Below are 21,906 nucleotides of genomic sequence, written 5' to 3' on the forward strand. Positions count from 1 at the left end.
AGACGGTTATCTATTTTTATGATTTTTACTTTTATCCTGGTTGCTCTACATGCTCAATCGGCTGCGCCACCGCCTTGGCTATCTGACCTTTCTGTTGCTGTTCCTGCCTAGCCTGGTAATCACCAGTGTGGGTGAGGCGCGTGCGCATGGGGCGGCGAGCATGGTTAGCGTTGAGTTGTCTCTCCATGAGAATGTGCAGAAGGGCCATGGGCATACCCATGGCCACGAGCACGAAGATAGTCGCCACCTCCATAATGAGAGTGGCAGTCACTTTCACGAAAAAGCGGATCGGCCTGGGACGGGCATTGCCGTCGAGCCGAACTTCCGCGACGCCCTGCGGCTAGGCGAACGCAGCGGCCTACCGCTGCGTCGTGTCTACCGCTTGGAGCGTCCTCCACGGCCGGTCATCGCTGGATGACTGGGGCCGTCCACTGGACGGCCAACACTTAATGACAAACCCGTGGAGGTTTTATGTTTCCATCCCAACTAGGGGGTGCGTTCGGCTTGCCTGTTTTGGCCCGACGCCACGCGCTGACCCTTTTCACACTGCTGGTGATGCTCCTGGGAGCCAGTGGTGAAGCCCTTGCCCACGCCGTTGCTGAAGGCGACAAAGGGTACATCCAAGAGATCTATGGCGTTCACCTGATCTCTTTCGTCTATCTCGGTGCCAAGCACATGGTGACGGGGTATGACCACATCCTGTTTTTGCTAGGGGTGATCTTTTTCCTCTATCGAATGCAGCATATCGCCATCTACGTCAGCCTCTTCGCCATCGGTCACTCTACGACCATGCTGCTAGGGGTGTACTTTAATATCGGCATCAATAGCTACCTTATCGATGCCATCATCGGTCTCTCCGTTGTCTACAAGGCGCTCGATAACATCGGGGCGTATCAGCGCTGGTTCGGCTTTCAGCCCAACACCAAGGTCGCCACACTGGTGTTCGGTCTGTTTCACGGCTTTGGCCTGTCGAGCAAGATCATTGAGTACGATATCGCTTCTGATGGATTAGTCCCCAATCTCCTGGCGTTCAACGTCGGGGTAGAAATCGGCCAGCTACTAGCCCTGAGTGCCATCCTTATCGTGATGGGTTTCTGGCGACGCACCAATGGCTTCTTACGCCACGCCTACACCGCTAACGTCGCCATGATGTGCGCTGGCTTTATGCTGGTTGGTTATCAGCTCACCGGCTATTTCATTGCCTAATTGAGGGAGTCCCTAATGTATAACACTGATCTTCCAACCCGTGCCGAACTACCGTCAACGGGTAAGTTACTTCGCTCTACGCTGATGGCCGCCGTTATTGCTGTCGCTTTGCTGATCACCGTCGTGTTACCTGCCGAGTATGCCATTGACCCCACCGGTGCTGGGCGCTTGTTGGGGCTGACTGAGATGGGCGAAATCAAGACCCAGTTGGCTGAGGAAGCCGAACTCGACCAAGCCAACGATCAAGCCATGGCCCAACAGGCGTCTCAACCCTCGGCATCTCAAGGAATCGTCAGTGATCGCCAGTCTGCGCCGGTAAACGATGCTGATGCTCAGACTGCGACGTCCGAGGCAGAGATAGCTCCCCAAACAGCCAATTCAGCCTCAGCGAGTGATCCCGTAGCACCTTCACTCGAAGATTCTGACAGGGTGATGACCGATGCCAGCATGGCACTGGCGGAGGCATTAGCGACGGAGGAAGCTGCTTCACAGACGGCGCAAGCGGAAGAAGCGTCCCCGTGGAGCGATGAGGTGAGCTTTACCCTGACGCCAGGAGAAGGCACGGAGTACAAACTCACCATGCAAGAAGGGGCGGTTGCTACCTTTGCCTGGGTATCCGAAGGTGGCCCTGTCAACTTTGACACACACGGTGATGGCAATGGGAACTCCATTAGCTACGAAAAAGGCCGTGGCGTGCCCGAAGATGAAGGTGAGCTAGAAGCCGCTTTCACTGGCAACCATGGCTGGTTCTTCCGTAACCGCAATGACAACGATGTGATCATTGTCTTGCGTGTGGGTGGCGAATACGGGGAGTTAGTTAAGGCCCTTTAACGGATTAGCCTCTAGCGCTCTCTTGAGTGCTAGAGGTTTTCTTCGAACCAGTGTCATTAAGTATTTATAGCTGTATTGGTTTATTGATATACCACTTGATATAAAAATCATCTTCAAGCGCATGAGATGATGCAATAGCTCAGTTAGCAAAACCATTTAGGCGTATATGCGAAATATCTAAAAGACCGCTTCTGGCCGTTAGTTGCCCCCTGCTTTTCTCTAAATACCTGACATGCACGAAGCTGGTAAGGTAAGCATATTGGCTATTTACTGCTTACCAAGGATTCAGCATGGCTTCATCTTTCAAGGCTAGCCCTGCCAGTCGTTTTTACGACGATCACGCTCAACGATTGTTTGAGCAGTATCAATCGATAAGTTTCGACCTTATCCATGGTGAATGGTTGCACCATCTATCTAGTCAACCTGGCTTAGCGCTAGACGTTGGTGCGGGCAGTGGTCGCGATGCGGAAGCTCTAGCCAAGCGTGGCTGGCAGGTTATAGCTGTGGAACCTGCCGACCGTTTGAGAGGGCTAGGGCAGGCGCATACGGTTGGTGATGATATCTCATGGCTAAACGACACTCTGCCTTCATTGAACCTCGTGCGTCACCTATCGCAACGATTTCAATTGATATTGGTATCTGCTGTCTGGATGCATCTTGATCATGACGAGCAACAGCGAGCTTTGCGGGTTCTTTCGTCACTGCTAGCCCCCGGTGGAATTCTTGTTATTACCTGCCGTGAAGGCCCAAGTTGTGATGAACGCCAATTCCAAGCAGTGAACCTGTCAGCATTAGAGCATTGGGCACAAAACTTAGCGCTTCTGCCGATACAAACAAGCCACAATGACGATCAACTCGGCCGGGATCGTATCGCTTGGCATTTACGTGTCTTCAAATTACCGGACGATGGCTCAGGTGCATTACCCACATTACGACACATCATCGTCAATGATGATAAAGCATCGTCTTACAAGCTGGGGTTATTACGTACTTTGACGCGCTTAGCCGACAGCGCGCCTGGTATCGTGATCTCTCGTACGGAAGAGTGGGTAACAGTACCATTGGGTGCGGTAGGACTTTTTTGGCTAAAGCTATACCGCCCGTTGGTAATAGACCACCAATTGCGCCAAGCACCCGGTAACAGAGGCTATGGCTTTGCTAAAGACGACTTTTATCGCCTAAAGCTGGTTTCTCCACATGACTTACGTATCGGGTCCCCTTTTTACGACCCTCGAGTCGCGGCCACGGTGATGCGCGCAATTCGAGATGCTTGTCTGACCATCCTTAAGATGCCCACACACTTCACTACGTGGCCAGGAAGCCAGCGCCCTATCTTCGACGGAAATAGCCAGAGCCTTCGTATCCGTGAGCAAGCGATTCGCCTCGATAGCGACACACTAGCCTCATTCGGGACGTATAGCATTCCGACTCAGCTGTGGGATTCTATGAGCCGCTACGCTTGTTGGCTAGAACCGGCAATAGTTCATGAGTGGGTTCAGCTAATGCAGCGCTACGACGCAAATTATGATATTGGCAAACTACATCAAGCCTTACAGTGGCAGGAAAGCCGACGTGATACACAACAGGTACGTTTGCTAATGAATCAACGCCTGAAAGATCCTACACCGTTACCCTGCGTTTGGTCCCAGAATGATTTACACCATTGGGCCTATGCAGTAGATCACTGCTTCCCTTGGTCGCGTTGGAACAATAACGATCTGTGGAATCTATTACCAACCACCGAAAAAGTTAATCAAGCAAAGTCCGATCGCTTACCTTCAGCTAGCGTTATGCAGAATGCCAGACAAGATATTTTACAATGGTGGCGCTACCTGGATGATGACAGGTCTATACGGCAGCAATTTCGTGACGAGGCTGCCGTTGCGCTTCCTCTTGCCAACTCAAAGGCTTCACTCGATATGTTGTTTGATAGCGTCTTACTTCAACGCCAACGATTGAAGGCCAACCAGCAATTAGCGGAGTGGATGGGTATTGCCCAATAACGACGTGCCCAACATGGTGCCCTGAAAAAGCCGATAGTCATTGAAGAGGAGTAAGCCAAAGCGTAAGAATTGGGCAAAGGGGGCACGAGATGGGCACCATTTGGGCACACGCAAAAAATAAGGGCCTACGTATTAACGTAAGCCCTTGAAATTATGGCGCGCCCGGCAGGATTTGAACCTGCGACCCTCGGCTTCGGAGGACTAAACTCTTTAACTTTCACATATCCCAATAGACAATAAAAACCCCATAAAACAAGGCATCTATCATTTTTTATTGTTAGCGCTTGTCTATTTACGTCTGTGGTTATAGACTCAAATTGCAGTTACCAGAGTGGTACTGAACAGGAGTCAGCCATGATAACCACAGATCGCCAGCTTCAGGCACTAAAGCCCAAAGGCACCGTTTATTGGGAAAGCGTGAAGTCACCTCATGGTGGCGGCTTGGCTATTCGTGTGCAGCCCACTGGATCAAAGGCGTGGTATTACCGCTACCGCTTCAATGGTAAGCAAGACACCTACAGCCTTGGCCGATACCCAAGCGTGGGCTTGCTGGAAGCGAGGGAAAGCCACGGTGAAGCCGTAGCGCTACACGCTCAAGGCATTAACCCAAAGCACGCACAGCGCGATGAAAAGGCACGCAATGAGTCAGCCTGGACAATGGCCGAGCTGTTCGAGCGTTGGCTTCATAGTTATGCAAAGACGCCCACGGTACGTACTAGACGTACACCTTCACCGCTTGTTGTAGAGCAAGCGCGCTGGCGTTGGGGCCACTACCTAAAGGGGCGTGTAGGTTCATTGCTGGTCAAGCGAATTGATGCCCGCACGGTAAAAAGCACGGTTAAAGAAATAGCCGAACGCCAGAGCCGCAACCAAGCAAGCAAGTGCTTAACCATGCTGCGTGCAATGCTGACTCATGCGGAAGGGCATGGTCAGATCGACGCCAACCCCGCTCAAGGCATCCAGCCAAGCCAACTAGGCGCAACTAAGTCAGCGCCGCGTGACCGTGTGCTAAGCCTTTCAGAGATCAAGCGCTTATGGGATGCGATAGAAAGCGCTCGCCTGGACACTAGCGCCGCCGCTGCACTCAAGCTGCTAATACTGACCGGGCAACGCCGGGGGGAGCTACTGCAAGCCAAGTGGGATCATATCGACCTAGATGGTGCCTGCTGGACACTGCCAGCCATAACCACCAAGTCACGCCGGGAGCATACCGTTTACCTTTCAAGCGCCGCTATTGACTTGTTAAGGGAGCAGCAAGCCGTAACGGGCAACCTGGAATACGTGTTTGAAAGCCAGCGTGCCAGCGGCCAACCGATTGGTGACGCCAGCCTAACCACTGCCATTGCGCGCTTACAGGGGCGCAAGCTGGCAAAGCAGGATATGAAAGCACCGCTTGCCGATATGCCACGCTTCAGCGTTCACGACCTACGCCGCTCGATGGCTACTGGTCTGCTAAAGCACTTTGGCACCGCACCGCACGTTGTCGAGCAAATGCTGAACCACTCGCCAACGGATCGCTTAATTGAAACCTACCAGCGCCACGACTACGCCAAAGAGCAACGCTTGGCTTGGCAGGCATGGGGGCAGTTAATCACTGATGCAGAGGCAGCCGAGCAAACTAACGTGGTGCTTCTCAAAAAGAAAAAATCTTCATGAAAAATAAACATCTTCATGTATTTATTTGTGAGATTTATTCATTTATTAGAGCGGAAATAAACAGCAAACAAGAGACAACATGAGACATTGGAAGACACTAGGAAACACTACGCATCACTGTGCAACATTGCCGAACCAGTAAGACAGAATTAAAAAGCTGTGAAACATATTTGTGAAACACATGCTTAGTTTGCATTGTTGTAAAATGCGGTTAGCATTACAGAGGAGATCACTGTTTGCCTATACAGACATAGACATACAGCGATTAAAGAAAAGGCCAGAACCCGGTGAAAGTTTGGCGACCGAAACCGAACCCTGGCCTGCAACCCCAAGCCAGTGAGACTGACAAGGGAAAAGCGGATGCTCAGCAACACGAAAACGCACCACTCCCTAATGCTTGACGCGTCAACGTCATGCGGAGCAGTGCGTAGTCGAGTTAAAGAGCGAACCTATATAGCGCTGAGCTATATGGGTGTCCTCATATTAGGACAAGTTATCCACACGGTGCAAGTATTGCTTGTATCTGTGGTTATCACTTCCCGCCTATTCCTGTTAGTCAAACTGGCCTTTTTAAAGGCAAGTTATTATGACTACTGCAATTCCGAGAAAGCTACTCACCGAACGCGAAGCCGCCGAATATCTTGGCTATCGCCCCGCCACTTTCCGCCAATCCCGCTGTATGGGGATTCTCGCCGGAACCAAACCACCTAAACACCAAAAATTGGGCCGTGCCGTTCGTTACGACATTGCAGACCTAGACGCCTGGATCGAGCAAGTGACCAAGGGGGCAACGGCATGATAGTTACTCGCGACCAACTCGCCCGCCTTACGGCCATTCTCGCCCCCTACCGTGGGGAAAAGTTGTCACGCCCGGTTGTTGAGCTTGCCCTGGCACTTGCTAAGGAGGCGCGCTCATGAGCAATGCAAAGAGCAATCTCGAAACCCTAGAAAGCCGCATCGGTTTAATGGCCGCCCTCGCCAAGATTATCGACATTGATCGAGGATGTGCTGCTAACGAAGGCGAATCCCCCAACCTTAACGACTTCCACTACGGCGCGCTGGTAGAGGCCATCGAGATAGTGGCACAGAGCTGCTATGGAGAGCTTGGCCAGCTTGATGACGCCTTTAAAAAGGAGGCAGTCAAATGATGCCCATAGCCATTAACTGCGACCTGCGTACCCGAACTATTCGCTTTCACTTCACCAACCCGGATCGCTTCTTAACAGCCGAGCAGGCGCTTGCTAGCGGTTTAGTCAATCGCCTTGAGTTCGAGGAGATTCAGCGCGAAGCCCAGGCATTTAGCAAGGAGACAGGTCTATGACTCCTCAAGATCAAACCTACCTGCTGAAAGCCGCCCTTACGGGTGACGTTCGTCAAATGGATCAAGCGTCAAAAATCCTTGCAGGCGTGGCGATGCTGCTTAATGACCATGACCTTGATGGCCTGAAACGTGAGGCACTGATTGAAACGCTGTGGCTGCTATCCAGCACCTTTGAGGAGCGCCGTGACTGGCTTCAAGAGGAGGGCTATGTATGCAGCGAGCAATAAAAACGCCCAGCCTTGGGGGGGCGTGGGCGCTATCGAAGGTCGTTTCTGAACAGATCGCCATAGAGAACAAACTGGCTGAAAGCATTGTCGCCTATTACGGCCTCAGTGTCAGCCCTATTGGTGATGGCGAGATTCACCGACACGACCACCCTGAAGGCCGCAAGGGCAATAACCGCCTTTGGTACGTACTGCATCATGATTTTGGCGTACATGGCGATTGGTCTACCGGGGAACAGCACAGCGTATTTGCCAGCGATACCCCAGACCCGAAGGCAGCCGAGAAGGCCAGAAAGGAGGCCGACAAGCGCCGCGCTGAGCGACAGGCAGAGCGCGAACGTGGCTATGCCCTGGTAGCCAGCCAGACGCGCCAAGAATGGCCGCTGCTGACACCTGCAAGCGTTACCCATGCCTACCTAGCCACCAAGGGCGTCAAGCCCCACAACCTGCGCCAAATGCGCGGCCTGCTGGTAGTTCCGCTTACCGATGGGCAACGCCTGGTTAACTGGCAGACCATCGCGGCGGATGGGGCCAAATACTTTAAGACAGGGGGCAAGGTAAAAGGCTGCTATTCCCCCATAGGAAGTATTGAGCCACATCAACCGCTGCTAATCGCTGAAGGCTGGGCGACCGCTGCCACGCTGCATGAGGCAACAGGCTACGCGGTGGCCGCTGCCATGAATGCGGGCAACCTACTACCCGTGGCGAAAAGCCTACGCGAACGCTACCCCACTCAACCCATCATCGTTTGCGCTGATAACGACCATGGCACCGCTGGCAATCCTGGCGTTACCAAGGGCAAGGAAGCCGCCTCAGCCATTGGGGCGCGTTGTGTCTGGCCTGAGACTCACGAGGGAGTGACTGACTTTAATGACCTAGCGCGGCTAGGTGGAGGGCTGGCGCTATGAGTCAGCCCAACATCAAAGAAGTGGTCGATAATGCGCCCGAGCCACTAAAACCGATGGACATAGTGCAGAGCGCTATTGATGTTGCTTTGGATGATCCCGGCGCGCTTTTCGAGCAGAGCATTCTCGACCATATCACCAGCATTAGACAGAGCAGCCCTGCTGATTGGCAACGTATCCGAGCCGCTGCCAAAAAGGCAAAAGTACAGGTTGCCGAGCTGGATAAACTGACCCGGACGTTATCAAGCGGTGAAGGTGGGGAGCTATTCCCCACTATCGAGCCTTGGCAAGACCACGTAGACGGTGCAGCGCTGGTAAGGGAGTTATCGGACACCCTACGACAGTATGTTATCTGTGAGCCTGAAGTAGCCGATGCCGCCGCGCTATGGATCGCCTTTACGTGGTTCATTGATGAAGTTCACGTTGCGCCATTAGCCAATATCACGGCCCCCTTGCCCAACTGTGGCAAGTCAACGCTACTGGAATTCCTAGAGACGTTCGCATTCCAGCCGCTCAAGTGCGACGGCATAAGCCCGGCTGCGCTGTTTCGTTCCATGGACAAGTGGACACCCACGCTGCTGATTGACGAGGTAGATACCTTCCTGCGTGATAACGAGGATGCCAGAGGTGTGCTCAATTCGGGCCACCGTCGCAATGGCTTCATTATTCGCGTGGTGGGTGAAGATCATGAGCCTAAGCGCTTCGCTACTTGGGGCGCTAAAGCGTTGTGTGGCATCGGCAGCATTGCTAACACACTGGCCAGTAGGTCTATTCGACTAGAGCTACGCCGCAAGCTGCCCCATGAAACAGTCGAGAACATCCGATTCATGCCCCAAGGTCTGCGCGACCGGCTCAAGCGTCAATTGTCACGGCTACAGGATGATTTAGCCGAGACGGTATCTAGTACACGGCCTGAACCTATCCCCGGCCTCAGCAACCGCGCCGCTGATAACTGGGAACCGCTACAGCAAATTGCCGTGGCTATCGGTGGGGAGTGGCCGGAGCGCGTTAGGCGTATCGCCATGAGCATTACTCGGATGGATGATGCCGAGCAAGCCTCAGATGTGGGCACTGAACTACTCAAGGATATAAAGGAGGCATTTGAGGAGAAAGGCGTTGATCGACTGTTTAGCGCTGAACTAGTTAACGCGCTACATGCCGACAGCGAAGCCCCCTGGAACTCATGGAACAGAGGGCAGCCAATCACTGCTCGCCAAGTAGCGTCAAAGCTAGGTGACTTCGGTATCAAGTCGAAACAGCTACGCATCGGCTACGAAACCAAAAAAGGGTATGACCGGAAAGACTTTGCCGAAGCATTCCGGCGCTATCTTTCGCCCACAACCCCCCAGCAAAGCGAAACAACGAAACAAACCAGCAACCACGCGGATTACAGCGACATTCCAAACGAAACAGAAAGCCACAGTGTTTCGCAAAGGAAACCCCGCGAGCCCAGCAACCACGCGGGTTGTTTCGATGTTTCGGATAAATCACCCCGCCAGCTTGCAAGTAATGGGGAGGAATTCTAATGGCCGCGCTCGACTACCTCAGAAATCACGACTTGCACGCCGAGCCGCTTCCCGGCGAACGGCTTTACGTATGGCCTAGCGAAAACATTACTGATGACATCCGTATATGGATCAAGTCACACAAAGCCGCCCTTCTGCGTGAACTGATTCCCGCTAACGATAATCGCCGCATGGCTTGGCGGGTACTCAGGGATGGCAAGCCCTTCACCACCCTGGTTGGCCGCTTGATTACACAAGAGGAGGCGCTACTAGCAGCACAATGCCGCTGGCCTAATTGGAAAATCGAGGTGATGCCCAATGGGTAACGTAGTCACGATTCCAGAAGCCGCACGGGCTTATGGTGCGAGTGACAGCACAGTACGCCGCTGGATTGCCAGCGGCTGCCCTGTGGAGCGCTGTGGAGGGAGGGGGCGCGGTCATAGCACCTTGCTGAATATCGATGCTGTAAACGGCTGGTTGAATTCGTGTGATGGAGATAGCGGTGACGCGCTTGCTGAGTTTTATGGGCGCGTCCCTGAGCTAGTCGCCAGTGCTGTATGGCAAACGTTCGTGGCTATGGAAGGGCCACACAAAAGAGCGTGCGCTGGAACATTGGCTTACAACTGGTATCAGGTGTGCGCCGCCCTGGCTGACGAGCTTGGAACAGAACCGCCCACGACTCGACCGGAAACTATTGAGCGCCTTGTTAAAATAGCCAGAAACTGAGGATTTTTACAGTATTTAGATAGCCTGTGTAGGAACCCACAAAACACAGGTTATTTAAATATGGATCCCATCGTTCGCGCCCAACTCCACCGCGCCCAATCTGCACTCGCCAACGCCTCACGCCCCAACTACGCCAAAGATTTTATCCAGGCGGTTCAATGTTTGGCCCTATCGGATAGCCCGAGCGAGGCGTCATTTCTTGCCAGTAACCGTTTTGCTGGAAGCAAGGCCGCCAACTTCCTAGAGCGTGGCCTAATCAGCACCGGAAGCGTGACCGGAGCGGATGCTGACTTTGATATTGCCCAGCATGATTTTTTAGCCCTGGTCGCCAAGCGATCAATCATTGGTAAAATTAACGCCGTTCGCCCACTTCGCCGCACCCAATTCCACCAACGTGAATTAATCCAGACTGAGCGCTCAAAGGCGGCTTGGGTTGGCGAGGGTAAAGCGATCCCGACCACTGGCGGCAAATTCGCAATCAAAACGTTAGAGCCTGCAAAAATCGGCGCTCTACTACCTATCACGCGAGAGGTGGCTGGCAGTCGCTTTGAAGACGGCTTGGAACGCGACCTTACACGCGCCATTGCCACCGCAGAAAGCACCGGATTTATTGACCCTGGTAACGCAGGCGACGAATTTGAACCCGCCTCAGTCACCTACAATGCCCCCACAATCCCCTCCAGCGGCAATACGGCTGATGATGTACGAGCTGACATTGCTGCCCTATTTAAGCTTTATCAAGGCGACATCGACAGCGCCGTTATCGTGATGCACAGCAGCGATGCGGTGCAGCTAGGGCTTATGCAGAGCGTGCTGGGCCAAGCCAACATCACCCTGGATGGTGGAGACCTGTTCGGAATCCCGCTTGTGACAAGCGACTACGTACCCACCGATTCAAGCGGCACGAGCGTCACCATGCTTGACGCTGATCAAGTTTTATTTGCTGACGAAGGCTTAGCGATCGATACCAGCGAGGTAGCGGCGATAGAAGTTGATGACGGCATATGGAACGCATTTCAACAAAATCTAGCCGTGTTGCGTGCTATCCGCCGGGTGAGCTGGGAGCGTGTTCGAGATAACGCAGTCGCCGTTCTCACTGGCGTTAACTGGGGAGCTTGAACCATGGACAATCATTATCCGCAGCTAATGGACTTCGCAGAACAGGTGGCCGAGCTGTACACCGAGACCGGCGACCGTACCCTAAGCGTAACGGCACGCCGAGAAAATGGTGTTATCTGGATGACTGCCAGCATGACCGGCGGTGATCCAACCGTTGTGATTGACGAGGACGCTGTTAGCTCGCTTGAGCACACCCGTCTCATGTTTGAAACCTACGCGGCCATTGCCATCTCTATGGCCGACCTAGTCGCTTTGGCTCATGCCGCACGGGAGCGCCCGAAGACCATCAAAGTGGTGGCAGGGGGGCATTCATGGGATTGATCGCCGGTATCCGAAAATGGATGACCCCAGTTTCTCAAAGCGGTAATGGTGGTGGCTGGGTTACTATCCACGAGCCGTACACCGGAGCGTGGCAACGGAATGAATCCGAAACGGTCGGATCGGTTGCCGCTCAAAGCACTATCTTTGCTTGCTTGAGTCGAATTAGTCAGGACGTTGGAAAGCTGCCATTCAAGCTTCAGGCACGCGATGCCAACGGCTTATGGCAGACGACCACCAGCCCAGCGTATTCACCGTTGCTGCGCAGACCGAACCACTACCAGACGCCCCAGCAGTTCCGTGAGGCTTGGGTACTCAGTCGGCTGCAATTCGGCAACACCTATGCCCTCAAAGAGCGCGACAGTCGGCATGTGGTGACGAGCCTTCATATCCTCGACCCAAGCCGCGTGATGGTGAAGGTAAGCGACAGCGGCGATGTTTATTACGAACTGGCGACTGACGCGCTTAATGGTCTTTCACAGGGGATCACTGTTCCCGCCCGCGAGATCATTCACGACAGGGAATCGACTTGCTTACACCACCCGTTAATCGGTGTGCCACCGCTGTTGGCGTCAACGCTGGCAGCAACTAAAAACCTCAAAGTGGATCGCTCACAACTATCGTTCTTCGCGAACTATGCGCAGCCTGGCGGCATTCTGACCGCACCGGCTGGAATGACGGATGACGATGCCAAGTCATTGAAGGAGTATTGGAACGAGAACTTCAGTGGGAAGAATAGCGGTAAGATCAGCGTAATAGGTGCTGATATGAAATTCACCAGCCTGTCGTTTAACGCCGTCGACAGCCAACTGGTCGAGCAGGTGAAGTACAACGATGAGCAGATATGCCACGCTTTCGGTATCCCGCTATGGAAAATCGGCTTACAACAACTGCCGGTCGGCACCAATCCCGATGGCATGAACAGCATGTATTTAGCAGACGCCTTGCAATCACGCATTCAGGGTATGGAGGAGTCGCTAAACCGTGGACTTGGCATTGGTGAGCAGTACCGTATTGAGATCGATGTATCAGCCCTGATTCGCCTTGATGAAAGCCAGCAAGTCGAGATCGTCGGCAATATGATTAAGAGCGGTATCTATTCACCAAACGAAGCACGGCGACGCTTCAATCTACCCCCAATTACTGGCGGTGACTCGGTTTACCTGCAAGAGCAAAACCACTCACTGGAAGCCCTGGCACGACGCGATGAAAGCGCCGATCCGTTCGGTACTGGGCAAGTCGAAGAACGCGCCATGAGCCCCGGCCTACGTCGCTTGCAAGATGTGACACAAAAGCACCTCAAGAAACGGCTTCGGTTCGATTGGGATGCCGGTAAGTGGAAGGAAAGGTAGGGGGGGAGGGGCATTATGGAATATAGGCACCTCTCCTGACCTCACGCTGCACGCATTCAGAGATTTTACCGACTTAACAAAAGGCGTTAACCCACTGTGTTAACACTGAACGTTAACTAAACCTTTGAAGGTGACGGCAATAGGCACTTCAAGCCCTGGCTAACGCTGGGGCTTTTTCATTTGAAATCAGAGCAGTTTAATTACCAGAAAACCTGGTATTTACTCAGCATGAGTAAAAGCGCGGGAATTTGTCGGTTTGAAACCGGAAAAGGGGGAGGATTCGCCTCTTTTAATTGTGAGCCTGAGTCACTTCTAGCCGTACCCGGGCCAGGTACACCCCACAACGCCAAATTGGCCGCCCCGGCGATGCCCGGTTATTGGGTAACGCTAATGGGCGCAATTTTGCGCTGATTGGCTAGATCCCACGCCGATTGCCCAGGCGCTAACAGAGTCGCTTAAAGACACTCTGTCTTGATATGGGGAGGTTATTCGATCTAATCCCCCAATGCCGGGTATTACGAAAATTTCGTAGTGCTAGCTTTCCCACACTTCCCCCAGCTTAAAAAAAGAGCGCGCAACGGCCAAGGCAACAAAACACAACACCAAACAAGGCCGATTCAAAACGCTTTGGGATTGCCGCTTGTGGTTACTAGCGTGGTTATAGCCACTGGCAGACCAAAACAAAAGGGCTCACGATTTAACGTAAGCCCTTGATATATTTGGCGCGCCCGGCAGGATTTGAACCTGCGACCCTCGGCTTCGGAGGCCGATACTCTATCCAACTGAGCTACGGGCGCTTGTGGGTGCGTATCGTAACTGTGCAGGGGCGCTGTGTCCAGCCGTATGGCGCTTGAGTACCTTTAGTCAATTGACCGTTTTCCCTCGTGTGGTGCATGCTTTGGGAGCACTTCTGCACCTTAGTCCATTGGGAACACAATAATATGAAAACATTTGCACGTAGCACGCTGGCATTGGGCATCTCACTGGCGCTGGTAAGCGCCGCGAACGCCGCTGATTTTGCTGATATGGATCCCGTCACCCTTCGCCTGGCCCATGTGGTCAATGAGCAGGATGGTTTCCACATCGCCGCCACCAAATTTGAAGAGCTGGTAGAAGAGCGCACCGACGGCAAGGTAGATATCGAGATCTACCCCAACGCCACCTTGGGTGACGAACGCACGCTGCTGGAAGGCATGCAGATCGGCACCGTGGATATGGGCGTGATCACCAACGGCCCGGTGGCCAACTTTGTCGAAGAGATGGCGGTATTCGAACTGCCGTTCCTGTTCCCCTCCCCGGAAGCCGCTTACGAAGTGCTCGATGGCCCGATTGGCCAGGAGCTGCTCGACAAGCTTTCCGAGGTGAACCTGAAAGGTATGGCCTACGCTGAACGCGGTTTCCGCAACCTGACCAACAGCGAACGCGCCGTAAACTCGCCGGAAGATCTGGACGGCCTGCGCATCCGCGTGATGGAAAACCCGGTCTACACCGACACCTTCCGCGAGCTGGGCGCCAACGCGATTCCCATGGCGTGGACGGAAGCACTCACCGCCATGCAGCAGGGCACTATCGACGGTCAGGAGAACCCGGTGAACGTGATTCACTCGTTCAACCTGGATGAAACCCAGAACTACATGACCCTCTCCCGCCATACCTACGCCCCGGCGATTTTTGTGATGGGTATGCCCGCCTGGAACCAACTGCCTGAAAATGCCCAAGAGGTACTGCTAGCAGCGGCACAGGAAGCAGCGGAGCATGAGCGCCAGGTGAATGCAGAGATGGAGAGCGAACAGCTGCAGGCCCTGCGCGATGCGGGCATGGAGATCAACGACGATCCGGATATGGAGGCCTTCCAAGCCGCCGTCGCGCCGGTGTATGAGAAGTACGGCGAACAGTTCGGTGATTACCTGCCGCGCATCCAGGAAGAGCTCAAGTAATTCGCTTCCCATCGAGGCAAGCCCGACAGTAGATACAGTGCTTTTACAGCAGTGGCTGAGGGCTGTTCCCGCACCGGAGCGGCCCTTCCAACCAAGAGACACGCCTGATGGCTGACACCACCCATACGAAGCTGGCGAACAGGCTCAATAAGATCAATCTCAATTTACTACTGGTTTTTCACACGCTGTATTGGAAAAGGAGTTTAACGCTCACCGCACAAGCGCTCTGCCTGACGCAACCGGCCGTCAGCCACTCGCTGAAAAAGCTCCGCCTGTTAATGGACGACCCGCTTTTCATCAAGACGTTGGAGGGCATGCAACCGACCCCGCTTGCCCGGCAGATGGATGCCGCCGTAGCCAAAGGGCTGTTCTACCTCGATCAGGCAGTTCACAGTAGTAACGAGTTTTCGCCTGCCACGTCAAAGCGGGAGTTTCGGGTCAGCTTGGTGGACTATGTCAGCCAACAGCTACAACCCAAGCTTATCCAGCACTGCTTGGAACACGCGCCAGACTTATGTTTCAACATGCTCTCCACGCGCATCGCGAGCGCAGAAGGTGCTCAACAAGTCCTTCAAGAGCACGATATCGACCTGGCGGTGGTGCAGTTCGAAACCTTGCCGCTCACCTCTCATCATGAGTACCTGTTTGACGATGTGATTGGCTGTGTGGGTGATGCGACATTTCATGGCGAGAGCAGCGCCATTACCCTTGAAGCTTTTTTAAACTCCCCCCAGGTCGCTTTGTCCCATCGCGAGGACAGCCCGCTGTTAATCAATGAAAAGCTGAGGGAGCTGGGGTTAGAGCGGAAAATCGTCGCCAAGACGCCCTACATCAATCCACTGCAGGAAATATTGGTGTCCACAGCACTGCTTTGCGTGGTGACAGAGAGCGCGGCCAGGGTCATTTGCCGCAACAATAGCTTGAAGTTCTACGCTCTGCCCCTGGACGTACCGGCGTTCAAAGTCTGCCTGTGCTGGGATGAAAGGAAGGATCACGATCCTGGCATACACTGGTTGCGGCAGTTAACCCGGGAGCTGATGACACCAGCCCCCACCGCCCTGGGCGACCCTTAATCAAACCGCCAAACTCACTCCACTGCCACGACTTTGCCTCGATTCAACAGTAGCTTGGGATCCAAAGCGACTTTCATGCGCTTCATTAAAGCGATCTCCTCGCTGGAGCGGGAAATACTTAGGTAATCGCGTTTTTCGAGGCCAATGCCGTGTTCGGCAGAGATCGAGCCGCCGTACTCTTTCAGGGGTGAGTAAACCAACTGCTCAACTTGGCGGCGGCTTTGCGAGCTGTCGTCGCGCACCGTGATCATGATGTGCAGGTTGCCATCGCCGAGATGACCGAACACGATCATTTTTCCTGTTTGCGGAAACTGCGCCTTGAGGTTTTGCTCTAGGGTAGCAACGTAGGCGTCCATATGGGGAATCGGCAGGCTGATATCATAGGAGAACATCGGCTTCAGCTGGTGCACCAGCACTTCGATATCCTCTCGGATAGCCCAGATGCCCTGGCGCTGGGCACCGGAACTGGCTAGCACGGCATCGGTGATCAAGCCGTCTTCCATCGCCTTTTGCAGAATCTCAGAGAAATGCTCCGCATCCTGGGCGTCATCTAGCCCCAGGGTTTCGATGATCGCGTAGAAAGGCGAGTCGTCGGCCAACGGGGGCGCGTGCTTGCCGCTCTCGGTGGTCACCAGCCTGTAGTGGCTATTCCACAACGCCTCGAAAGCGCTAAGGCTATTGGCGAGCTCTTGAGAGACCCTGCGTAACAGCTGGGTCAAGGCATCGAAGGAGGGCACCGCGACCAGCGCGGTTTGCTCGCTGGGCATATGGGGCTGCAGCCGGAGCACTGCGCGGGTGACGATACCCAGCGTGCCTTCGCTACCGATAAATAGCTGTTTGAGGTCGTAGCCAGCGTTATTCTTGAGCATTTTGTTCAGCGAGCTGACCACGGTGCCGTCGCTAAGTACGGCCTCCAGCCCCAGCACTTGCTGGCGCATCATGCCGTAGCGAATGACCCGTATGCCGCCTGCATTGGTGGCGATATTGCCGCCAATGGTGCACGAGCCCCGGGCGCCAAGATCGAGCGGAAACTGCATATCGATCTCCGCCGCGGCTTCCTGCACACGCTGGAGCGTCACCCCGGCCTGAACCTGAATGGTAGAGCCGACCAGATCAACCTCTTCGATCTGGTTCATCAGTTCCAGAGAAACCACCAGCTCCTCGGGGCTGGCTTCCCCACCGTGCACAATGCCGGTCATGCCGCCATGGGTCACTACGAGCTGGTCGGCCTGGTAACACAGAGCCATCACTTTGCTGAGCTGTTCGGTGTTGCGGGGCCTTACAATGGCCTTGGCACGACAGGGCGCCCCGGTAAACCAGTCGACGCTACGCTGGGAGACATCTTCACCGAGCAGCACGCCTTCTGGGCCGACTACCGCTACTAGGTCGTTAAGCAACTTATCCATTGGTTATTCCTGTTTTAGCTGGCGTTGCCATGGTTAGTAAGACTTAACCACCGACTAAGCCTTACAATTACCTTCCAAGGCATTTAATCAATCGTAATGCTTGCAGGCTATCGCTAACCTTTAAATCACTCAAGCCCAAGATCTATAAAGATTTTTTGGATTATTATCGCGAATAGTGGAATGAAAATAAGTAATTTGCCCTGTTAGTTCGATGTGATATAGATGAAGCCCAACAAGATAATAAGAACAGCCACCACTAGGAGATAATGTGAATCACAACGCCCGTTTTACCGCTCACGCTGCATCCTGTTATACAAGTAAATTCAAACAGTTAAACTTGACATTGCTATGCGCTGGCCTGCTTGGTTTACCACTCATGGCCCACGCCGAGGAAATAACGCCTACCAATCTGCGCTTAGCGACCGTGGTAAATACAGAAGATACTTACCATATCGCCGCTGAACGCTTTCAGCAGTTAGTCAGCGAACAGACCGACGGCGCGGTCTCCGTTGAGATTTTCCCCAACGCTTCTCTAGGAGACGAGCGCACCATTCTGGAAGGCATGCAGATCGGCACCGTCGATATGGGCGTGATCACCAACGGGCCCGTGGCCAACTTCGTTGATGAGTTCTCGGTTTTTGAGCTGCCTTTCCTCTTCCCTTCCGCCGAATCTGCCTACTCCGTGCTGGATGGTGAGATCGGCCAGGAAATACTGGGCAAATTAGAGGATGTGAACCTTAAAGGGCTGGCGTTTGCTGAGCGCGGTTTTCGCAATATCACCAATAGTCAGCACGCGATTAATGCGCCTGAGGATCTCGAAGGCTTGACACTGCGCGTCATCGAGAACGAGGTCTATGTGGATACGTTCCGGGAACTCGGTGCCAATGCCGTGCCCATGGCGTGGACAGAAGCGCTGACCGCCCTGCAACAAGGCACGATTGATGGCCAGGAAAACCCGGTTAACGCTATCCATGCCTTTAACCTGGCGGAAACCCAGGACTACCTCACCATGACGCGGCATATCTATGCGCCAGCGATTTTCATTATGAGCTTACCCGCCTGGAACGGCCTTCAAGAAGAGGTTCAGGAGATCGTACTCGATGCCGCCAGCGAAGCTTCTAGCTATGCCCGAGAACAAAATGCCATTATGGAAGCCGAGCAGTTAGCCGAACTGGCTGAGGCAGGCATGGAAATTAATGAGTCGCCCGATATCGCCGCCTTCCAGGAAGCCGTTGCCCCGGTGTATGAGAAGTACGGTGACCAGTTCGGCGATTACCTGCAACGCATCCAGGAGGAAGTGAAGTAAGTGCCCACTCACACGCATCCATTGGTAACGCTGCTACAGCGTACTGAACGCTTTCTGGACGCCATTCTACAGCCCGTGGTCTTTGCGGGCATGGCGGCGCTGATTGCGGTGATTACCCTGCAGATCGTCTCCCGGGTGCTATTCACCGCGGTGGGCTGGACTGAGGAGGTCGCTCGCTTTCTGCTGGTGTGGATCACCTTCTTAGCCGGCACCCTGGCGTTTCAGCGCGGGCGACATATTGCCGTGACCTTTGCGGTGGATGCCCTGCCCGGCCGCCTGCGCCAAATCGCCCGGCTTGCCGCCCTGCTGGTGGTGCTGGCGTTTATGATCACGCTGATCGTGATCGGCTACCGCTATATGCAGGTGCAGAGCTTCCAGAAATCCGCCTCGCTGAGGCTTTCGATGACCTACGTCTACGCAGTGATGCCGATCTGCGCAGCGATTATGGCCTGGTACGCGCTGGTCGATATCATTGAGCTGCTGATTAACGGTGAAACCTCCCAGCCCCAGGAGGAGTCGCTATGACGCTGCTGCTGTTTGGGCTGTTCTTCCTGTTTATGCTACTGGGCGTGCCAATTGCCTTTGCCATTGGCGCCAGCACGCTCTATGCGCTCTATCAATCCGGCGTGCCGCTCATGGTGGTCACCCAGCAGATGTTCCAGGGCATCAACTCCTTTGCCCTGGTGGCTATCCCGATGTTTATCCTCGCTGGGGATTTAATGGCCCAGGGTAAGGTGAGCGAGAAGCTGGTCAGTTTTGCCGATTCACTGGTCGGTTTTATGCGTGGCGGGCTGTCGGTGGTCTCGGTGATGGCGGGCATGTTCTTTGCGGCAATCTCCGGTTCTGGCGCCGCGACGACCGCCGCGGTGGGTTCCAGCCTGGTGCCGGAGCTCAAGCGCAAAGGCTACGACCCGGCCTCGGCGGCCAGCTTAATTGCTGCCAGCGGCACGATAGGGGTGGTGATTCCGCCCTCGGTGCCGATGATCATCTACGCGGTGATCGCTCAGCAGTCGGTCTCCAAGCTGTTTCTAAACGGCTTTTTGCCGGGTTTGGCGATGGGGCTAGGGTTAATGGCCATTGCCATTGCTCAGGCGTATAAGCGCCAATACCCCAAAGGCACGCCGCTCGCGCTGGCAACCATCTGGACGACCTTTAAAGATGCCAGCTGGGGCTTGATGACGCCGGTAATTATCCTCGGGGGTATCTTCTCCGGCATCTTCACGCCTTCAGAGGCGGCGGTAGTGGCGGTGAACTACGCCATGCTGGTGTCGCTGTTTGTGTATCGTGACCTTAACCTGCCGCAGATTTACAAGCTGCTGATCCGCTCAGCGATGACCACCGCGGTGATTATGCTGGTGATTGCCATGTCGGCGGTGCTGAGCTGGACGCTGTCTAGCTGGCAGGTGCCGGGGGCGATTGCCCAGGCCGTGTTGTCGCTGTCTACCAACCCTTATGTGATTATGCTGCTGATTGTAGGGATTATTCTGCTCACCGGGGTGTTTATCGAAACCGCCAGTGCGCTGATTATCCTCACCCCGGTGCTGCTACCGCTGGTGCTGCAGTTGGGGATTGATCCGATCCACTTTGGTTTGATTATCGTGGTGGGGCTCTCGATCGGCATGATTACCCCGCCGGTGGCGATCAACCTCTATGTGGCCTCCTCGATCACCCAGCTACCGCTGGAGCGCATTACCCGCGCGATCATTCCTTACCTGCTGGGGCTGATCGGGGTGCTGCTGTTAGTGGTTTACGTGCCGATTATGTTGGGTTGGTCGGGCAATTAGCGACGCTCACCTGTACCAGCGTTAACGCAATGGGGCTTGCCAAGGGGCAGGCCCCATTGCCAACCAGCACCACCTTATAAAAAACTGCCAATATCGATCACGCTGCCACACTGGCTGGGGCTATAACCCGGCAGGCGCTGAACCGCCTCCTGGAATGAGCTGCTGCGCAGCGCTTGCAAAAAGTCGGCAAATTTAGGCTCTTTCAGGGAGCGGCTGTGGCAGGCCAACAAATAGTCTTCCGTGGCCAGCGGCACAAAATCAAGCCCAAACCGCTGCGCAGCCGCCTCGACACCAAACCCTGCATCCGCCATTCCCGCCGCCACATAGGCCGCTACCGCTGAGTGGGTGTACTCCTCAATCTCGTAACCGTTCACTTTGGATGTAGCAATACCTGCCTCGGCCAGCAAGCTATCCAGCAGTTCCCGGGTTCCCGATGATGCCTGCCGGTTGATAAACGTGACCGGCCTATCGGCCAGTGCTGCAACGCCATCAATGCCCAGCGGGTTACCTGACGCCACCATTAGCCCCTGCTGGCGGGCGATAAATCCTACCAGCCGATGATAGCGGGGCTTAAGCAGGCGGCGGTATTTACACCGAGCCTTCTCGCCTACCACTCCTCGGGGCAGATGACAGCCCGCCAGGTCGCAGCCATCGCGGTTAAGCGCGGCCAGTGCTTCCAGCGGGCTGCAGTACTGCAGGTCAAGCTGCAACTCTCCCAGATGCTGCGGCAGCAGCTCTATCGCAAACCCGTGGCTGGCGTGAAGACGCAGTAAAGGGTGCACACCTTCCTGGTGCTGCTGAATGGCAAGATTCAGCTCGGAGCTCAGGCTATCAAGCTGCGGGCTTAACCGAGCGGTGGCGCGCTGTTCGGCCCACAGCAGCTTCTCACCCAACGGCGATAACCGCGCCCCGCGCCCACGCGCCATTTCTACCAAAGTGACACCAAAAAAATCCCCGCCCTGGCGCAGTAAATTCCACGCGTGACGATAGGAAATACCCGCTTCCTCGGCGGCATGGGTCAACTTGCCGTGGCGATGAACCGCCCCGAGCAGGCGCAAAAGATTGCTATCGAGACGATGCCCCTCTTCATCGCTAAAGCACCAGGTGGGCGTTACCTTGATCCGCTTCATAGGCACACTATTTCATATTTTTAAGTCGATAACTTGATGCTAGCGTTGTCTTAACCGTGATGCACGTCTTTTTAAATATGAAAAGTAGTGCATATTTAAAACAT

General features: G+C 54.4%; 24 protein-coding genes and 1 tRNA gene. 22 read left to right on the forward strand and 3 right to left on the reverse strand.

Annotation, left to right across the window (positions count from 1 at the left end; all coding sequences use genetic code 11):
• Positions 1 to 49: 49 nt before the first annotated feature.
• From SR894_RS20365 to SR894_RS20445, 17 genes are all read left to right on the forward strand, one after another.
• Positions 50 to 418: a hypothetical protein gene (locus SR894_RS20365; protein WP_022522208.1), complete on the forward strand. Its 369-nt coding sequence runs from the start codon at positions 50 to 52 to the stop codon at positions 416 to 418.
• Between the two features lie 53 nt (positions 419 to 471).
• Positions 472 to 1,206 carry a HupE/UreJ family protein gene (locus SR894_RS20370; RefSeq protein ID WP_176304976.1) on the forward strand — a complete coding sequence of 245 codons (735 nt, stop codon included), beginning with the start codon at positions 472 to 474 and terminating at the stop codon, positions 1,204 to 1,206.
• 15 nt (positions 1,207 to 1,221) lie between these two features.
• On the forward strand, positions 1,222 to 2,037 hold the full coding sequence (locus tag SR894_RS20375; protein ID WP_044630691.1) for a hypothetical protein: 816 nt from the start codon (positions 1,222 to 1,224) through the stop codon (positions 2,035 to 2,037).
• Between the two features lie 290 nt (positions 2,038 to 2,327).
• Positions 2,328 to 4,040, forward strand: coding sequence for a class I SAM-dependent methyltransferase (locus SR894_RS20380; RefSeq protein WP_223288717.1), 1,713 nt, complete (start codon positions 2,328 to 2,330; stop codon positions 4,038 to 4,040).
• Between the two features lie 354 nt (positions 4,041 to 4,394).
• Positions 4,395 to 5,696 (forward strand): tyrosine-type recombinase/integrase, encoded by a 1,302-nt coding sequence (locus tag SR894_RS20385; protein WP_223288718.1) that lies wholly within the window; start codon positions 4,395 to 4,397, stop codon positions 5,694 to 5,696.
• A 586-nt stretch (positions 5,697 to 6,282) separates the two neighbouring features.
• Positions 6,283 to 6,495, forward strand: coding sequence for a helix-turn-helix transcriptional regulator (locus SR894_RS20390; RefSeq protein ID WP_035536438.1), 213 nt, complete (start codon positions 6,283 to 6,285; stop codon positions 6,493 to 6,495).
• On the forward strand, positions 6,492 to 6,614 hold the full coding sequence (locus tag SR894_RS20395) for a hypothetical protein (RefSeq protein WP_275951319.1): 123 nt from the start codon (positions 6,492 to 6,494) through the stop codon (positions 6,612 to 6,614). Before SR894_RS20390 ends, SR894_RS20395 begins: the two co-directional genes overlap by 4 nt.
• Positions 6,611 to 6,844, forward strand: coding sequence for a hypothetical protein (locus tag SR894_RS20400; RefSeq protein WP_223288719.1), 234 nt, complete (start codon positions 6,611 to 6,613; stop codon positions 6,842 to 6,844). Before SR894_RS20395 ends, SR894_RS20400 begins: the two co-directional genes overlap by 4 nt.
• Positions 6,841 to 7,017, forward strand: coding sequence for a hypothetical protein (locus SR894_RS20405; protein WP_223288720.1), 177 nt, complete (start codon positions 6,841 to 6,843; stop codon positions 7,015 to 7,017). The genes SR894_RS20400 and SR894_RS20405 overlap by 4 nt, the downstream gene beginning before the upstream one ends.
• Positions 7,014 to 7,244 carry a hypothetical protein gene (locus SR894_RS20410; RefSeq protein ID WP_223288721.1) on the forward strand — a complete coding sequence of 77 codons (231 nt, stop codon included), beginning with the start codon at positions 7,014 to 7,016 and terminating at the stop codon, positions 7,242 to 7,244. The genes SR894_RS20405 and SR894_RS20410 overlap by 4 nt, the downstream gene beginning before the upstream one ends.
• Positions 7,229 to 8,149, forward strand: coding sequence for a toprim domain-containing protein (locus SR894_RS20415; RefSeq protein ID WP_223288722.1), 921 nt, complete (start codon positions 7,229 to 7,231; stop codon positions 8,147 to 8,149). Before SR894_RS20410 ends, SR894_RS20415 begins: the two co-directional genes overlap by 16 nt.
• Complete coding sequence (locus SR894_RS20420; RefSeq protein ID WP_223288723.1) at positions 8,146 to 9,672, forward strand: DUF3631 domain-containing protein; 1,527 nt, start codon at positions 8,146 to 8,148, stop codon at positions 9,670 to 9,672. The genes SR894_RS20415 and SR894_RS20420 overlap by 4 nt, the downstream gene beginning before the upstream one ends.
• A complete protein-coding gene (locus tag SR894_RS20425; RefSeq protein ID WP_223288724.1) occupies positions 9,672 to 9,977 on the forward strand; it encodes a hypothetical protein in 306 nt (101 codons plus the stop codon). Before SR894_RS20420 ends, SR894_RS20425 begins: the two co-directional genes overlap by 1 nt.
• Positions 9,970 to 10,377: a hypothetical protein gene (locus SR894_RS20430; protein ID WP_223288725.1), complete on the forward strand. Its 408-nt coding sequence runs from the start codon at positions 9,970 to 9,972 to the stop codon at positions 10,375 to 10,377. Before SR894_RS20425 ends, SR894_RS20430 begins: the two co-directional genes overlap by 8 nt.
• A gap of 60 nt (positions 10,378 to 10,437) precedes the next feature.
• Positions 10,438 to 11,496: a phage major capsid protein gene (locus SR894_RS20435; RefSeq protein ID WP_223288726.1), complete on the forward strand. Its 1,059-nt coding sequence runs from the start codon at positions 10,438 to 10,440 to the stop codon at positions 11,494 to 11,496.
• 3 nt (positions 11,497 to 11,499) lie between these two features.
• Positions 11,500 to 11,817 carry a hypothetical protein gene (locus tag SR894_RS20440; RefSeq protein ID WP_223288727.1) on the forward strand — a complete coding sequence of 106 codons (318 nt, stop codon included), beginning with the start codon at positions 11,500 to 11,502 and terminating at the stop codon, positions 11,815 to 11,817.
• A complete protein-coding gene (locus SR894_RS20445; protein WP_223288728.1) occupies positions 11,808 to 13,166 on the forward strand; it encodes a phage portal protein in 1,359 nt (452 codons plus the stop codon). Before SR894_RS20440 ends, SR894_RS20445 begins: the two co-directional genes overlap by 10 nt.
• 720 nt (positions 13,167 to 13,886) lie before the next feature.
• Here SR894_RS20445 and SR894_RS20450 read toward each other — a convergent pair.
• Positions 13,887 to 13,963, reverse strand: a tRNA-Arg gene (locus tag SR894_RS20450).
• 144 nt (positions 13,964 to 14,107) lie between these two features.
• On the opposite strand from SR894_RS20450, the gene SR894_RS20455 reads away from it, so the two are divergent.
• Both SR894_RS20455 and SR894_RS20460 read left to right on the forward strand, forming a co-directional pair.
• The gene (locus SR894_RS20455; RefSeq protein WP_133731801.1) at positions 14,108 to 15,103 is read left to right on the forward strand and encodes a TRAP transporter substrate-binding protein; all 996 of its coding nucleotides are present in this window, start codon (positions 14,108 to 14,110) and stop codon (positions 15,101 to 15,103) included.
• A 107-nt stretch (positions 15,104 to 15,210) separates the two neighbouring features.
• Positions 15,211 to 16,176: a LysR family transcriptional regulator gene (locus tag SR894_RS20460; protein WP_223288729.1), complete on the forward strand. Its 966-nt coding sequence runs from the start codon at positions 15,211 to 15,213 to the stop codon at positions 16,174 to 16,176.
• A gap of 14 nt (positions 16,177 to 16,190) precedes the next feature.
• Here SR894_RS20460 and SR894_RS20465 read toward each other — a convergent pair whose 3' ends face one another.
• Entirely contained in the window at positions 16,191 to 17,582 is a 1,392-nt protein-coding gene (locus SR894_RS20465; protein WP_133731803.1) for an FAD-binding oxidoreductase, read from the reverse strand.
• A gap of 268 nt (positions 17,583 to 17,850) precedes the next feature.
• On the opposite strand from SR894_RS20465, the gene SR894_RS20470 reads away from it, so the two are divergent.
• Genes SR894_RS20470 through SR894_RS20480 form a run of 3 tightly spaced genes read left to right on the forward strand, consistent with a single transcriptional unit; the run spans position 17,851 to position 20,672 of the window.
• The gene (locus SR894_RS20470; RefSeq protein WP_133731804.1) at positions 17,851 to 18,888 is read left to right on the forward strand and encodes a TRAP transporter substrate-binding protein; all 1,038 of its coding nucleotides are present in this window, start codon (positions 17,851 to 17,853) and stop codon (positions 18,886 to 18,888) included.
• Positions 18,889 to 19,413, forward strand: coding sequence for a TRAP transporter small permease (locus SR894_RS20475; RefSeq protein ID WP_244286542.1), 525 nt, complete (start codon positions 18,889 to 18,891; stop codon positions 19,411 to 19,413).
• Positions 19,410 to 20,672: a TRAP transporter large permease gene (locus SR894_RS20480; RefSeq protein WP_133731805.1), complete on the forward strand. Its 1,263-nt coding sequence runs from the start codon at positions 19,410 to 19,412 to the stop codon at positions 20,670 to 20,672. The genes SR894_RS20475 and SR894_RS20480 overlap by 4 nt, the downstream gene beginning before the upstream one ends.
• Positions 20,673 to 20,746: 74 nt before the next feature.
• Here SR894_RS20480 and SR894_RS20485 read toward each other — a convergent pair whose 3' ends face one another.
• Entirely contained in the window at positions 20,747 to 21,802 is a 1,056-nt protein-coding gene (locus SR894_RS20485) for a substrate-binding domain-containing protein (protein WP_133731806.1), read from the reverse strand.
• Positions 21,803 to 21,906: the final 104 nt, after the last annotated feature.

Origin of the sequence: Vreelandella neptunia (genome assembly GCF_034479615.1) — a bacterium.
In the GTDB taxonomy this organism is placed as follows: domain Bacteria; phylum Pseudomonadota; class Gammaproteobacteria; order Pseudomonadales; family Halomonadaceae; genus Vreelandella; species Vreelandella neptunia.

Bases quoted from the DNA above. Each gene is read 5' to 3' on its own strand.
- SR894_RS20365 (WP_022522208.1), top strand. From the start codon at position 50: ATGCTCAATCGGCTGCGCCACCGCCTTGGCTATCTGACCTTTCTGTTG.
- SR894_RS20370 (WP_176304976.1), top strand. From the start codon at position 472: ATGTTTCCATCCCAACTAGGGGGTGCGTTCGGCTTGCCTGTTTTGGCC.
- SR894_RS20375 (WP_044630691.1), top strand. From the start codon at position 1,222: ATGTATAACACTGATCTTCCAACCCGTGCCGAACTACCGTCAACGGGT.
- SR894_RS20380 (WP_223288717.1), top strand. From the start codon at position 2,328: ATGGCTTCATCTTTCAAGGCTAGCCCTGCCAGTCGTTTTTACGACGAT.
- SR894_RS20385 (WP_223288718.1), top strand. From the start codon at position 4,395: ATGATAACCACAGATCGCCAGCTTCAGGCACTAAAGCCCAAAGGCACC.
- SR894_RS20390 (WP_035536438.1), top strand. From the start codon at position 6,283: ATGACTACTGCAATTCCGAGAAAGCTACTCACCGAACGCGAAGCCGCC.
- SR894_RS20395 (WP_275951319.1), top strand. From the start codon at position 6,492: ATGATAGTTACTCGCGACCAACTCGCCCGCCTTACGGCCATTCTCGCC.
- SR894_RS20400 (WP_223288719.1), top strand. From the start codon at position 6,611: ATGAGCAATGCAAAGAGCAATCTCGAAACCCTAGAAAGCCGCATCGGT.
- SR894_RS20405 (WP_223288720.1), top strand. From the start codon at position 6,841: ATGATGCCCATAGCCATTAACTGCGACCTGCGTACCCGAACTATTCGC.
- SR894_RS20410 (WP_223288721.1), top strand. From the start codon at position 7,014: ATGACTCCTCAAGATCAAACCTACCTGCTGAAAGCCGCCCTTACGGGT.
- SR894_RS20415 (WP_223288722.1), top strand. From the start codon at position 7,229: ATGCAGCGAGCAATAAAAACGCCCAGCCTTGGGGGGGCGTGGGCGCTA.
- SR894_RS20420 (WP_223288723.1), top strand. From the start codon at position 8,146: ATGAGTCAGCCCAACATCAAAGAAGTGGTCGATAATGCGCCCGAGCCA.
- SR894_RS20425 (WP_223288724.1), top strand. From the start codon at position 9,672: ATGGCCGCGCTCGACTACCTCAGAAATCACGACTTGCACGCCGAGCCG.
- SR894_RS20430 (WP_223288725.1), top strand. From the start codon at position 9,970: ATGGGTAACGTAGTCACGATTCCAGAAGCCGCACGGGCTTATGGTGCG.
- SR894_RS20435 (WP_223288726.1), top strand. From the start codon at position 10,438: ATGGATCCCATCGTTCGCGCCCAACTCCACCGCGCCCAATCTGCACTC.
- SR894_RS20440 (WP_223288727.1), top strand. From the start codon at position 11,500: ATGGACAATCATTATCCGCAGCTAATGGACTTCGCAGAACAGGTGGCC.
- SR894_RS20445 (WP_223288728.1), top strand. From the start codon at position 11,808: ATGGGATTGATCGCCGGTATCCGAAAATGGATGACCCCAGTTTCTCAA.
- SR894_RS20455 (WP_133731801.1), top strand. From the start codon at position 14,108: ATGAAAACATTTGCACGTAGCACGCTGGCATTGGGCATCTCACTGGCG.
- SR894_RS20460 (WP_223288729.1), top strand. From the start codon at position 15,211: ATGGCTGACACCACCCATACGAAGCTGGCGAACAGGCTCAATAAGATC.
- SR894_RS20465 (WP_133731803.1), bottom strand. From the start codon at position 17,582: ATGGATAAGTTGCTTAACGACCTAGTAGCGGTAGTCGGCCCAGAAGGC.
- SR894_RS20480 (WP_133731805.1), top strand. From the start codon at position 19,410: ATGACGCTGCTGCTGTTTGGGCTGTTCTTCCTGTTTATGCTACTGGGC.
- SR894_RS20485 (WP_133731806.1), bottom strand. From the start codon at position 21,802: ATGAAGCGGATCAAGGTAACGCCCACCTGGTGCTTTAGCGATGAAGAG.